A 12,659-nucleotide genomic window follows, 5' to 3' on the forward strand; every position below is an offset into this window, starting at 1 on the left:
GGTCATAGACTGCCTACTGGCTACGCCTTTGCTTTCAGGGCAGCAGCCTCCTCCGGCGTCAGAAATTGCCCCATGTAGAGGCGAAAATCGTGTGTGCGCGCGTAGGCAATGGCCCCAGCGGACATTTTGGCGCGCTCTTCGGGAGACAGATGCATGAGGCGCCGGATACTGGCGGCAAACCCGGCACGATCCCGCACGTCGATCACTTCGCCGAAACCAAACTCCCGTACGGCGTCTTCCATCACGCCATTCGGGGAAACTACGCCCAGATTGCCAAAGCTTGCGCTGCGCAAAAGGACTCCACTCGAACCGGCAAAATCTTTGTAACCACACAACACACAATCGGCGGCGGCAAAATAGTTGGGCATGTCGCCGTCGGAAATGAACCGGTCATGCATGACGACGCGGAAGTTGCAGGTCCGGAGCGTTTCCTCGAGGTGCGGGCGCAGTCCCGGAGCCACGCGGCCACCGATGAGCACGACCACACGGTCGTCCTGACATACCACAGAGCGAAGAGTCTCCATCGTTTCGATTACGCCCTTGCGGTGGTCCAGGGATCCGAAGATCAGGAACACAAAATCCTCCGGGGAAAGACCGAGCGCAACCCGGGCCTCCGCCGGGTCGCGGTGAGGAAAATCCACCGCATCGACGCCCTCGCCACTAACCGGCGTCTTCTCCAGAGCGCGGGCGCGGCGGGCCGCTTCGCGGTCGAGAAAGGACAGGCGGCGAAACACCCCGCTGCACAAGGCACGACCGAGAATCCAGCGATCGAGGATTTCCAGGCGCTTCCCACGCGGGGTGGCCGCAGTGTGCCGGAGCCCATGATGCCGAAACGCAAGTCCCCGGATTCCCATGGCAAAGTGATGCGGAAACCACCGCTTGGCGAAGGGCAGCGCGAAAATGGGCAGCGTGTGATCCACCATGATGTAGACGAGGAAGTCGAACGACTCGCGCTCGAGGATCTCCTCGATCTGCTTCATCACCCGCCAGTACTGGCGAGAGCACTGCACCCGGCGGCTAATGGGCTCGTGCTTGGCCAGCAACCGCAGATGCAAACGCGGCTGGGATTGGGCAAAGGCTTCCAGGCGCTGCGCTTCCTGGTCGGAAACAACACTGGTGACCACCGTAAACTCGGCGTCTTCAAATCCGGTGGAGTCCAAGGCGGCTTGATAGTACCCGACCGAATGCACGTGATAGATCGGTTCGACGAGAAGGACTCGGCGATACGAATTCATCCCCGGCGCGGGTTGCCGCGATGCGTGGTCGGCGATATCGATGGTGTCCTCATTTACAGTGGCAGGAATGCCGTTGAAATCGAAACCTGCGCGGTTGTCATCACTCATTCACTGGAAACGAAATGAACGCCACGTGGAAACCGGCCGCGGCGGTGGTAAATTTCGCGAGCCCTCTCGTCCCGCCTAGATCGAAGGTCTCAGGGCTGGCCGGCCATAGGCCGGCACCTGGCTGACCACCGTCTTGCGGGGAGGTTGAATCGTCGGACGCGAGTCCTGTTCGCGAAGCGCGTGCTGGCTTTTCACATAGGCAATCAAAATGACATAGAACCATGCTAGGGTGACCGGAAAATTCGCTCCGCCCAATACGCCATAGGCAAAGTTGAAGGCCAGGCTGATCAGCAGGACCAAAGTCAGTGCTTTGGCAATTTCATCCACTTCCGATGATCGATAAAGGCACCAGAGGAAGAACATCAACGCGAAATAGAGGCAGCAATAAAGCACCAGCCCTATCAGGCCGAAAATGACCAGCAAGTCTGTGATCATGTTGTGGGTGGCGCCGCGGCGGAGAGAGCTTTCAAGGGTCGCATCCTGCTCACCCGCGACGGATCGGGCAATGAGGTCATCCAAACCGAACGAATAGGTAGAGCGCCCAAACCAGAAAATGCGCGGATCAGATCGCCATTCATCCAATGCGCGTTGAAAAAGCTGGTACCGCCAGTCCGTAGAACCCTCGATCCTTTCCGAAACTTCCTGATCCTTTTCAATGAGGACCACATTCAAAGAGCGCTGGACCCAATTTGGCGATTTCTTGACCAGCGACGGCATCATGTTCACCCCAGCAATCAGCAGCCCACATGCTCCCACTGACAACATCAGCAACCCGACTTGCCGGGTCATAGCCAACAACACGAGGAAGAGCACAAGCACAAAAGCGATGGTCGCGCGTCCACCGCTCATCGCTGCGCCTACGACACTTAAAAGAATGACTATATAGAAAAGCCGCCTCGTTCCGGGCGGTTGCTTTTTAAACCACTGCGTCGTCAATACCGCGCCGCAAAAGAGCATCGATGTCGGGGGGAGGGAGCGCAACGCGAAAACGTCCGGCACGAGATCGAGTCCTGGAATGATAAAGTTGTCGGGCGCATTGGAATCGAGAGACCCGCCGCTGTCGCTCTCAGCCCCTCCCGTCAAAAATCCGTACACACGAAACGCAATATTCACGGCCAGAGCCAACAACATGCACCAAGCAATCACCTTCGGAAAATTCCGCTTCACTACGATCTGCGCCGAGCGGCTGCCGAAATACACCATGAGGAGGAACGGCCCGACCCATGCCTCGACGGTCTTGAGAAGATTCTTCAGCGCATAATCCGCGGGCCGGTAAGGGGCGTAGATATTGAAAACCGTATGGCCAGCCACGTAAGCCAGCCACAGGATCAAGAGAGTAATGAAAAGCGAGTAACTCCACTGATCGAGCACGGGCGGTTTACTGACCCGCTCCTTGCGCCACCAAGTGACGGCAAAGACAAATGCGGCCAAAGCGAGGGACATTTCCAGATCACCGATCGTAAAACCGAAGCCGATTTGCATCAATCCGAGGAAACAAAACAGGAGCCCAACCACCCAGGTAAACCGTAGGAAAAAGAGGACGAAGACAATCGCCGCCAACCCCGCCAGGACATACTTCAGCTTGTCGAAATCTCCGCTCCCGGCCCAGATACCCAAACCGACGGCCAGGCCGAGTGCGCAACCGATGGCGCTGGGAATCTTGAGATTCGGGTTGGCAAAACGATCAATGTTCATGAAGAGACGGTTTGGGGGGCGGGTTCCTATAGACGCGAACCCGGCAGGTGGCAATGGCCGACGTGGCGAAAGGGACGCGTCACCAGACTTTTACACGGGAAGGTCGAGTTGGCCATCGGGAGTGATCTCCATGGCGGATCGGGCGGACCCCAGAGGGGCGGATTTCAGAGAAAAGCGCAGCTCAAAATAGCCTCCAATTTTCATCCTCCGGCGGCGTTAAAATAATGAATAGACCGCCCAGTTCCGGATCCGATGCCCGCGTCTTTCTTTATACGTATTCCCTCGGTGCCCTCTCGTAGCGCAAAGCAAGTTTTTTCAACGCTTTGGAAAATAGTCGTTGCGACCCTATCCAAAGAGGGATTAGCATGCGCGTGTCTTGACAAAGTAAAGCTATGATCGAAATCGAAATCTACGCCGCTGGAGTTCGAAACTTGGAGAAGATTCTCGAGCTCGATCACGAGCTCGAAGCCGTGCCGGGTCTGCGTTACAAAGTCGATAGCAACCACGATATCGTTTACCTCGATTTCGATGAGCCGACGCTTCGCATTCAGGAGATCCGGTCGATTTTCCGCAAAATCGGTCTCGACCCACGGGTGGTCGGGGCGGTCCCGGATGAACTGAATCCCAAGAGCAAGACCCAGCCGCTGCATTTGCCCTCGTAGGGCTGAGTCGACATGCAAGAAGGCCGTACTCGCGAGAGTGTGGTGTCGCTGGATTTTTAATCCCCTTCCGGGCGGGCACGAGCTGGCGGTGGACAAGTGGGGCATGCCCGCTTAGCGTCGCGACTCCCCATGGTTACCACGATCGGGCGCATCGCGCTGTCGCTACTGCAATATCTCGGCGAACTGGCCACGCTCGTGTCCGAGACCTGTGTCTCTCTCGTCGTGGCGCCGATTCGCTGGCGGTTGGTGTTGCGGCAGATCGTGGAGGTGGGCTGGCGCTCGCAGATGGTCGTGGTCGTCACCGGCGGCTTCACCGGCGCGGTGCTCGCCGCCCAGGCCTATTTTCAATTCTCGCGACTCGGCATGAAATCGGCCGTCGGGTCGATGGTCGCGGTCTCGATGTTCCGCGAGCTCGCCCCAGTGCTCACCGGGCTCATGGTCTCCGGCCGGGTCGGCGCCGCCATCGCCGCGGAAATCGGCACGATGAAAGTCACCGAACAGATCGATGCCCTACGCTCGCTCGGAGTGCATCCCACGGATTACCTCGTCGTGCCGCGGGTGCTCGCATTGCTCTTTTCCATGCCGCTGCTCGTCGCGGAATGCTGCGCCGTCTCCGTCCTCGCCGGCTACGTCCTCGGGGTGCATGTGCTCGATATTTCGGCCGCCTATTACGTGCGCAATATGCTCCTCTACGCGGGCCCGCGGGACTTGAAGATGGCGCTCACGAAGGGGCTGGTCTTCGGCATCGTCATCGTCTTCATCGCCTGCCATCAGGGCCTGAAAACCAGCAACGGCGCCGTCGGCGTCGGCCGTGCTCCGACCGAAGCGGTGGTGAACGGTTCGCTCGCCGTGCTGATCCTCAATTTCTTCCTCACTTTCGCCCTGAACATGGTCTTCCCTGCCGGCGTTTGAGATCATGATTTCCGTCCGCCAGTTGAAAAAGAAGCTCGGCGCGCAGGAAGTGCTCCGCGGTGTCGATCTCGAGATCGCGACCGGCGAAACGTGCGCCATCATGGGCCGCTCCGGCTGCGGCAAGAGCGTGCTGCTCAAGCACTTCGTCGGGCTGTTCAAGCCGACTTCCGGCACCGTATGGGTGGATGGCGAGGACATCACTCCCCTGCCCGAACGGAAGCTCGGCGCGATCCGCAAAAAGGTCGGCATGCTCTTTCAAAGCGGGGCGCTTTTCGACTCGATGAATGTGGAGGAGAACATCGCCTTCCCGCTGCGCGAGGCAGGCCTTCGCAACCCAAAGGAAATCCGCGATCGCGTCGCGGAAGCCCTGGAAATGGTCGATCTCGCGGGCGAGCAAAAGAAGATGCCCGAGAACTTGAGCGGCGGCATGCGCAAGCGCGTGGGCCTGGCCCGCACCATCGTTGGCCGCCCCGCGTGCATTCTCTACGACGAGCCAACCACCGGCCTGGACCCCATCGCCTCCGACTCGATCAACCACCTGATCCGTCGCTTGCAAAAGCGGTTATCGGTGACATCCGTGGTCGTCACTCACGACATGAAGACCGCGTTTCACACCGCCGATCGCATCGCCTTTCTGCACGAGGGCCGCATTTATTTTCACGGTCTTCCGGCAGACCTGCGCGCGTCGCAGGATGAAGCGATCGTCAACTTCATCGAGGGCCGCTCAGGCGAGTCCAGCTAACCCCATTTTCCCATGAGCACTGAGCGTAAAGGCGTCGAATTCTTTGTTGGGCTGTTCCTCTTGGTCGGCCTCGGCGTCGTCGCCGGCCTGGTCGTGACCTTTGGCCGCGCCGGCCAGGGACTGGAAAACTTTTACACCATCCGCGTGCGGTTCCCGAATGCCAGCGGCCTCGTGAAAAATGCCGACGTGCTACTTTCCGGTGCGCGCATCGGCTTGACGAAGAGCGCACCGACGCTGGTCGGCGAAAATTACGAGGTCGAAGTGGAGCTGAGCATTCGTGAAACCGTCCGTATTCCCCGCAAGGCGCAGTTTCAGATCCGCAGCAACGGCATGCTCGGCGATTCCTACATCGACGTCATCGTGCCGCCCAATTTCGCGCCAAACGATTTTGCCGAACCCGGGGAACTCATCACGGGCAAGCGCACCGGCGGTCTCGACGAACTGACCACCAAGGGCAGCCAGATGATCGACACCCTGAATACCGACATCCTGCGCAAGCTCAGCGAGGAGCTCGACGAGATCAAGCAGGCCACCGCAAGCATCAACCAGCAATTGCTGAGCAAGCAGAACCTGAACAACCTCCAGGACACCCTGGCCAATTTGAAGTCGGCGACCGCGGACTTTTCCAAGGCCTCGAAGGATTTGGATCTCGTCGTGACGAAATCGCAGGAAGCGGTGGACTCCGCAAAGCTCACGTTGAAGACAGTCGACGGCGCGGCCGGCGATCTGCGGCTCGGGATCGGCGATTTCCGCAAGGTGGCCGATTCCGCACACAGCCTGCTGAACAAAGCCAACGCCGGTGACGGCACGCTCGGCATGCTCCTCGCCGATAAGCAAACGGCGGAAAACCTTCGAGCCCTGATTGCCAATCTCCGACGCTCCGGCGTGCTTTTCTATAAAGACCATCCAACAACCGTTGCCGAGGTGCCCGCGACGCCGACACCCCGCCCGAAACGTCATTAGTTGTAACCCGTTTCAATGGCTAAGCATTACCCACATCTCAAAAAAAACTGCGGATGGAGCCCGCGAATCACGCAGATAACGCGAATGAGGAGGATTTTATTCGCGTGATTTGCGTGATTCGCAGGCACTTCTTCTCTCCGCGGGACCTTCAAAAAAGATGTGGGTAATGGTTAGTCTCAATGGGCCGGCCCCGGGAACCACCGGCCCCGGCTACCGCTTCGCAACGCTGTCAGGAAAGGCATCGCTTCTTAGAGCATTTCGTGGAAAGCTGTCTCAACGATTGCTGTCTTAGAAGAATTTAACTGTCTCATATTGCCCCAATGACTCCGCTGCTCACCATCAACCTGCTGCGTGCGCTCTTCGTCGTCTTCGCGACCTGTTTGGGGTCGATGATTGGTGAGCCTTTGATGGGGTCGCCTCTCGCCGGCACCTTGGTCGGCGCGGCGTTTGGTCTCTTCGTCGTTCTCGCGGATCGGCTGCTCCACGGCATTTCGCTGCGCGTTTTTTCCTCGGCGACACTCGGTCTGCTCATCGGCTTTCTCTTCTCGAAACTGCTTCTGAGCTCCGGCGTGCTCGACAAGGCCTCCGAGCAAGTGCAGTGGGTCTGCTCGCTCGTGGTCTACGCGACCTTCAGCTACGTCGGCATGATGCTGGCCATTCGCAGCAATCGCGACGAGTTCGCCATCATCATTCCCTATGTCCGGTTCCGGCAGGCCACGGTTCACGATGCGCCTCTGCTCATCGATTCGAACGTCATCATCGATGGCCGTATCCCGAGCGTGTGCGCGACCGGTTTCCTCAGCAGCTCGCTGGTCGTCCCGCGCTTCGTGCTCGATGAATTGCAACGCCTGGCCGATTCCTCGGATCCGCAGAAGCGGGAGCGCGGCCGTCTCGCCCTGGAGCGTCTCCAGCGCATGCAGCTCGACCCAAACCTCAGCGTCACCATCCACGAAACGGAGGAGGACAGCCACACGCCCGTGGACACCAAGCTCATCCAAGTGGCGAAGATGCTCGACGCGCGCTTGCTGACCAACGACTCCGGACTCTGCGCCATCGCCCGGCTGCAAAATGTTTCCGTGCTCAACCTCCACGACCTCACCCAGGCGCTGAAGCCGCAGCTGGCGGCTGGCGATCACGTGGAACTCTCGCTCGTCAAGGAAGGCCGCGACGCTCACCAGGCCGTGGGCTATCTTCCGGACGGCACGATGGTCGTGGTGAACCACGCGCGCGCCCACATCGGCAAGACCGTACCGGTGGTGGTGGCGAGTGCACTGCAGACCAGCGCGGGCCGGCTATTCTTCGCCGATATCAGGGCGGCGTAAGGGGGGGCAGAAAGTGGATAGTTGAGAGTTGATAGTTGAGAGCCACGTCTTCGCCTGCCTGACCGATTCCCAAATCACCCGAAACCGGCTCTCAACTCTCAACTATCCACTCTCAACTTCCGTACAAAAGAAGAGCCGCTCCATCGTAGAAGAAGCGGCTCAAGTTCATGCCATCTAGGCGAACCCGCGTCACAATTCGGGCACCAAGAGGAAGGGTCGAATTGGGATTTGCCGATTAAAGCTTGGCCTCGAACTCGACCAAGCGCTGCAGGGCTTCGAGAAAATCCTTAAAGGCAGGCGCCGGAAGCATGATCGTGTCACGCCGTCCGCCCACGTCCTCGGTAATCTTCAAAAACCGACCGCGCTGATTTTCTTTGAGGTCGAGGAAAAAGATCTTCCGCTCAATAGCAACCTTTTCGGATGCAATCGGATCAGATCCCATTCGCTCCCCCCCTGGATTCTGGTAGCTCATATACAAACAATTACTGACGTCCTCGCCCACGCCGAAAATGCTCCGGTAGCGCGAAGAGGGGGCAATGCTAGACGGAAAACACGGGTGTGCAACAGCAAGATTTTGACAAGGTCGCCTTTTTTGGGCGCAGACTGCTCCTGAAACCTCGTATTTTATGGTAGCGTTAAACGCTACTAATACACCTCAACCGCGCAGCCCCACTGCCTTGCGAACCCGCTCCATTACTTGATTTGCGGTCGATGAGGCCCTCTCCGCGCCCGCCTTCAAAACGGCATCCACATACCCCGGGTCGGCGGCCAGTTCCGCACGCTTGATTCGCATCGAAGAAAAATATTCCCAGATGGCTCCAAAGAGCCGTTTTTTGAAGTCGCCGTAGCCCACACCGCCCGCGCGGAAGTCCGCTTCCATCTTTTCCACGTCTGTTTCGGGCACGAAAAAGCGGTAGAGCGCGACAATCGAGGACGTCGCCGGGTCTTTCGGCTCTTCCACCGGCGTCGAATCGGTGACGATGCCCATGATTTTCTTCTTCAGCGCCTTTTCCTCGAGGAAGAGCTCGATGGTGTTGTCGTAGCTCTTGCTCATCTTCTGCCCATCCAGGCCGGGGATGGTGGCCACCGTCGGCAGAATGCTCGCCTCCGGCACTTTAAAAATCGGGCCGTAGATGCCGTTCATCTTCGTCGCGAGATCGCGGGTGATTTCCACGTGCTGTTTCTGGTCCTTACCCACGGGGACGACGTCCGAATCGTAAATCAAGATATCCGCCGCCATGAGCACCGGATAGGCGAACAGCCCGTGGGATGGTGTCTTCTCCTTCGCGAGATGATCCTTGTACGCGTGGGCATTTTCCAACATCGGCATCGGCGTCTGGCAGCTCAGCAGCCACGCCAACTCGGTATGCGCCGGCACGTCGCTCTGGCGAAAGAGCACCGCCTTCGCCGGGTCGAGCCCACAGGCCAGAAAGTCCAGCGCCACGCCCCGCGAGTACTCGCGCAGTTTCACCGGATCGAAAACGGTCGTGAGCGCATGATAATCGGCGATGAAATAAAACGCCTCGCCCTTGTCCTGCCATTCGATGGCCGGGCGCATCATGCCGAAATAGTTTCCGATATGCGGTTTGCCAGTGGGCTTGATGCCCGAGAGAATGCGTTTCATTACAAATGTCGAAGTGCGGGGGCGCACCATCCCCGAGCCTCCGCCGGGCTGTCAAGAAAGGGGAAGCCAGACAGCGGGAACGGCGAAGGGAAAAGGAACCGCGAATGGACGCCAATGAACGCGAATGAAGGGAGCAATGCGTTTTGCTATTCGCGTCTACTGGCGCCTATTCGCAGTTTTAAAAATCCTCGCACCTTGCGCGGTCCTTCCGGGGTGCAGGGCAGAGAGTTTCACGGCGCCGGGGGCCGGGGCGCATAAAGCCAGACGGCGTCGGGGCTGTCTCCACGGGTGCCGATACCGCCATCGTCGGTTCGATTCTCGCTCACCCCATAGAGCCGGAAACAGGAATCGCCGATTCGTTGATACTGATAGGGCGTGCCAGAGTAGATATCGCGGGGCATGGCCATGATGAAATCCGGCACCAATTCCCGCGAGCGTGGCCCGGGTAGCTGCCTCGCGCGAGGCGGAAGCGTTCGAGGGCACAGGCCAGTCGCGCTTGATCGACCACGGTCTGCAGCCGAAGGAATCGTTGCCCCACGAAAGAATAGGCTTTCCCGGCGGGATCGGAGAGAAAGTAGTACCGTTTGTCGTAGGCGCTGGCGAGATACGTTGACGACGAGGGCGTCTTCCGCTCGGGATCGAAAGTCTGCACGGAACGGCTACCCGGAGCCAGCAGTTCGTCGATATAACGATTCATTCGCAATTCATTATCCCGGAAGACACTCCGCGGCATGATTTGGAAGAGCATCACCGTCCACGAATCGGAAAAATAGAGTTGGTAGCTTCGGGAACGCCGGCGTTCCCGAATCGTCTGGTTCATCATTGTTTCGATATCTTGGTTGAGCTGACCCCGCGCCCCGGCCAGAGAAGCGCGATAGTCCTCCCACAGATCCAGTGCGGCGAGATCGCGCTCGATCTTTTGCAATTCGGTATCCCTCCAAGCGTGCTCCTGCAGGCCGCCTCCTACCGCGTCCAAAAGGAAATGCATCATCCCGACCCGCAACACTGCGTTCACCAGGCCCAACTCATTCTTCAAAGCTCGGGGCGCCTGACAGCCATCCTGAAAATCCGCGTAAGCCGTCGCCGAATCGCCATCCGCCAAGTGCGCGGAGATGCGCAAGCGGAAGAACGCGGCAGCATCGGCAAAGATCGTCGAGTAAAAACCTTTTCCTTTGACGGGACCGATTGGCAACTGACAGCGGGGACGCGATGTCCGCCATTCGCTCCACTCCTGGAATTGTGGGGCAAAATGATCGAGCGCATGCAGAACATCGCGCACTGGATCGTCCGAAGCCTCGGTCGGAAACCCCACAGCCAGAAAATACTTCCGCCAGGCTTGCCAGTCGATCTTCTCGCCTTTCCGCATGTTACCAAAGGCCGGTGGGCCGTCATCAAAAAGGTAAGCCTTCGCGGGGCCTACGGGGAGAGTGGACCGCGGCGTGGAGGGGAGGATAAAGGGAGACTTGAACTTTTCCGCCGCCAAAGCGTTCTTGAACCGGGGCAGCGCGGCAAAGTTTTCGGCGTCGGGAATTTCGGGGCGGATGAAATCCGCGGGATACAGCTTCACACCGCGTGCCTGGGCTTCTACCGCGTAATGCCGCCAGCGGCTTTCCGCGTGCCACTCCACGGCAATGTACAACGCCTCGCAAAGGACCACGAAAAGAATCGGCGCCGTGAGCCAGGGATGCCTGCGCATGGCCGCAGCTTATCGCGATCGAAATGAAAGTGAAGCGTAGCTGGAAAGCTCAACGCGACGGCGCGTAAAGCCAGATGGCGTCGAGTTGTTGATTTTCCGGTAGGCGGGGAGCGATGAATCCACCGTCGTCCTTTCGATTCTTGCCGACGCCGTAGAGCTGGAAAGAGGTCTCACCGATTCGCCGGTAACGATACGGCGCGCTCGCATAAACGTCGTTTGGCGCGGCGGCGATGAAGTCCGGGACGAGTTCCGCGAGCGCGACGGGATAGGCGCCGTGCTTCGCCCGGAAACGCTCCAGCGCACAGGCCAGGCGCGTTTGATCGAGCATCGTTTGCAAGGTGATGTAGCGACGCTCCACCTCGGCGTAGGCGCCCTGACTGCTGCGAATGGGAAAATAGTGAAAGGCGTCAAAGCTGTCGGTCGGCGGGCCTATCGCGGAAGGAGTCGCGCGATCAAGATGGATCGTTTGCCGGTCGGTATCGATGCGCCCCAGGAGTTCATCGAAATAGCGATTCTGCCAGTACTGATTATCCCGAACCATCGCTCGGGGATACATTCCGGCCACCCACAATTGCGTCTTCGACGGCGCCTCGAAACCCAGATCGGCATAGGCCGAGAACATTTCGCCGCGCTCGCGCATCGAGGCGCGAAGCCAGGTTTCCATGGTGTTATTGAAATGGCCACGTTCACTGGCCAGGGCGAACTTGCAGTCATCCCACGCCTGAATACTCGCGAGGTCCGCTTCGATCTTTCCGGAATCTTCATCGGTCCACGCGTGGTCCTTGCAACCATCTCCCACCGCGGCGAACAAAATGTGCAGCACGGAATTTCGGACCAGGCCATCGATCAACGTGGGCTCATGGCGCAGAGCACGATAAGCCTGCAGGCCATCCTGAAAATCCGCGTAGGCCGCCCGGGAATCGTGCAATGCGAGATGTGCGCGCATGCGCAAGGCAAAAAGCTTCGCCGCATTCCGCATGACGGTAAAATGATGCGGCGAAGGCATTTTCGCTTTCGACCAATCCATCGGGAACCGACACTGCGTTCGCGTGCGCCACTCACTCCACTGCTGAAATTCGGGCGCGTAGTGTTCGAGTGCACGAAGCACGTCGCGAACGGAATCATCAGATTTTTCCGGCAGGTAGCCGGCTTCCCAAAAATACTGCTGCCATTGCTGCCAGTCGATCGGCTGCGATTTGAGGGGATCACCGAACTTGGGCAGAGAGTCCAGCGTAGACGTGAAGTTTCCCACGGTGACTTGTTTGGCGTCCTTTTTCCTGGGCAGGCTCAATGGGATTTCCGCATTTGGATCGGCAAACATCTTTTGCAACATCGGCAGACTGGCAAAGTTGGCGTTATCGGTAATCGGCGGCTGCATGAAATCCGTGATCATCAGCTTCACTCCATGCGCCCGCGCCTCGGCGGCATAACGTTGCCAGCGTTTCTCGGAGTGCCATTCAAAGGCGAAGAATGTCCCTACGCAGAGCACGAAGAGAACAATCGCCGCCGTGAGCCAAGGGTGCCTGCGCATGGACGCAGGCTATCGGGGGCGGCCGGTGGGAAAAGGAATAAACGCAGAGGCCGCTGAGACGCAGAGGGGGACAATCAGACTGGGAGGCAACGCGATGCGCGGACGAAGGAGTGTCTTATTGTCCGATTGTCTCACGGTCCCATGTCGCCTCGACAGCGCCTCTGCGTCT

11 protein-coding genes are annotated in these 12,659 nt (G+C 58.7%); 5 read left to right on the forward strand and 6 right to left on the reverse strand.

Annotation, left to right across the window (positions count from 1 at the left end; genetic code table 11):
- Positions 1-20: 20 nt before the first annotated feature.
- Both CFE428DRAFT_RS00445 and CFE428DRAFT_RS00450 read right to left on the reverse strand, forming a co-directional pair.
- Positions 21-1,343, reverse strand: a complete 1,323-nt coding sequence (locus CFE428DRAFT_RS00445; RefSeq protein ID WP_006977423.1) for a glycosyltransferase — start codon at positions 1,341-1,343, stop codon at positions 21-23.
- Positions 1,344-1,418: 75 nt separating this feature from the next.
- Positions 1,419-3,038, reverse strand: a complete 1,620-nt coding sequence (locus tag CFE428DRAFT_RS00450) for an O-antigen ligase family protein (RefSeq protein WP_006977424.1) — start codon at positions 3,036-3,038, stop codon at positions 1,419-1,421.
- A gap of 392 nt (positions 3,039-3,430) precedes the next feature.
- Between CFE428DRAFT_RS00450 and CFE428DRAFT_RS00455 the strand changes: the two genes are divergently transcribed.
- The 5 genes from CFE428DRAFT_RS00455 (at position 3,431) to CFE428DRAFT_RS00475 (ending at position 7,639) form a co-directional block, all read left to right on the forward strand.
- Positions 3,431-3,700 carry a hypothetical protein gene (locus CFE428DRAFT_RS00455; RefSeq protein ID WP_006977426.1) on the forward strand — a complete coding sequence of 90 codons (270 nt, stop codon included), beginning with the start codon at positions 3,431-3,433 and terminating at the stop codon, positions 3,698-3,700.
- A 129-nt stretch (positions 3,701-3,829) separates the two neighbouring features.
- Positions 3,830-4,612, forward strand: a complete 783-nt coding sequence (locus CFE428DRAFT_RS00460; protein ID WP_006977427.1) for an MlaE family ABC transporter permease — start codon at positions 3,830-3,832, stop codon at positions 4,610-4,612.
- 4 nt (positions 4,613-4,616) lie between these two features.
- Complete coding sequence (locus CFE428DRAFT_RS00465) at positions 4,617-5,354, forward strand: ABC transporter ATP-binding protein (protein WP_006977428.1); 738 nt, start codon at positions 4,617-4,619, stop codon at positions 5,352-5,354.
- 12 nt (positions 5,355-5,366) lie between these two features.
- The gene (locus CFE428DRAFT_RS00470; protein WP_006977429.1) at positions 5,367-6,317 is read left to right on the forward strand and encodes an MlaD family protein; all 951 of its coding nucleotides are present in this window, start codon (positions 5,367-5,369) and stop codon (positions 6,315-6,317) included.
- 320 nt (positions 6,318-6,637) lie between these two features.
- A complete protein-coding gene (locus tag CFE428DRAFT_RS00475) occupies positions 6,638-7,639 on the forward strand; it encodes a PIN/TRAM domain-containing protein (RefSeq protein ID WP_006977430.1) in 1,002 nt (333 codons plus the stop codon).
- A 235-nt stretch (positions 7,640-7,874) separates the two neighbouring features.
- Here the strand turns inward: CFE428DRAFT_RS00475 and CFE428DRAFT_RS00480 are convergent, their stop codons facing one another.
- From CFE428DRAFT_RS00480 to CFE428DRAFT_RS00495, 4 genes are all read right to left on the reverse strand, one after another.
- Entirely contained in the window at positions 7,875-8,111 is a 237-nt protein-coding gene (locus tag CFE428DRAFT_RS00480) for a DNA-binding protein (RefSeq protein WP_006977431.1), read from the reverse strand.
- 183 nt (positions 8,112-8,294) lie between these two features.
- Entirely contained in the window at positions 8,295-9,263 is a 969-nt protein-coding gene (trpS, locus tag CFE428DRAFT_RS00485; RefSeq protein ID WP_042724164.1) for a tryptophan--tRNA ligase, read from the reverse strand.
- A 322-nt stretch (positions 9,264-9,585) separates the two neighbouring features.
- The gene (locus CFE428DRAFT_RS00490; protein ID WP_006977433.1) at positions 9,586-10,959 is read right to left on the reverse strand and encodes a hypothetical protein; all 1,374 of its coding nucleotides are present in this window, start codon (positions 10,957-10,959) and stop codon (positions 9,586-9,588) included.
- A 49-nt stretch (positions 10,960-11,008) separates the two neighbouring features.
- A complete protein-coding gene (locus tag CFE428DRAFT_RS00495) occupies positions 11,009-12,490 on the reverse strand; it encodes a hypothetical protein (protein ID WP_006977434.1) in 1,482 nt (493 codons plus the stop codon).
- Between the last annotated feature and the right edge of the window lie 169 nt (positions 12,491-12,659).

The sequence above is a fragment of the Chthoniobacter flavus Ellin428 genome (assembly GCF_000173075.1).
Taxonomy (GTDB): domain Bacteria; phylum Verrucomicrobiota; class Verrucomicrobiia; order Chthoniobacterales; family Chthoniobacteraceae; genus Chthoniobacter; species Chthoniobacter flavus.

Bases quoted from the DNA above. Each gene is read 5' to 3' on its own strand.
- CFE428DRAFT_RS00495 (WP_006977434.1), bottom strand. From the start codon at position 12,490: ATGCGCAGGCACCCTTGGCTCACGGCGGCGATTGTTCTCTTCGTGCTC.
- CFE428DRAFT_RS00450 (WP_006977424.1), bottom strand. From the start codon at position 3,038: ATGAACATTGATCGTTTTGCCAACCCGAATCTCAAGATTCCCAGCGCC.
- trpS (WP_042724164.1), bottom strand. From the start codon at position 9,263: ATGAAACGCATTCTCTCGGGCATCAAGCCCACTGGCAAACCGCATATC.
- CFE428DRAFT_RS00470 (WP_006977429.1), top strand. From the start codon at position 5,367: ATGAGCACTGAGCGTAAAGGCGTCGAATTCTTTGTTGGGCTGTTCCTC.
- CFE428DRAFT_RS00445 (WP_006977423.1), bottom strand. From the start codon at position 1,343: ATGAGTGATGACAACCGCGCAGGTTTCGATTTCAACGGCATTCCTGCC.
- CFE428DRAFT_RS00490 (WP_006977433.1), bottom strand. From the start codon at position 10,959: ATGCGCAGGCATCCCTGGCTCACGGCGCCGATTCTTTTCGTGGTCCTT.
- CFE428DRAFT_RS00465 (WP_006977428.1), top strand. From the start codon at position 4,617: ATGATTTCCGTCCGCCAGTTGAAAAAGAAGCTCGGCGCGCAGGAAGTG.
- CFE428DRAFT_RS00480 (WP_006977431.1), bottom strand. From the start codon at position 8,111: ATGAGCTACCAGAATCCAGGGGGGGAGCGAATGGGATCTGATCCGATT.
- CFE428DRAFT_RS00475 (WP_006977430.1), top strand. From the start codon at position 6,638: ATGACTCCGCTGCTCACCATCAACCTGCTGCGTGCGCTCTTCGTCGTC.
- CFE428DRAFT_RS00460 (WP_006977427.1), top strand. From the start codon at position 3,830: ATGGTTACCACGATCGGGCGCATCGCGCTGTCGCTACTGCAATATCTC.
- CFE428DRAFT_RS00455 (WP_006977426.1), top strand. From the start codon at position 3,431: ATGATCGAAATCGAAATCTACGCCGCTGGAGTTCGAAACTTGGAGAAG.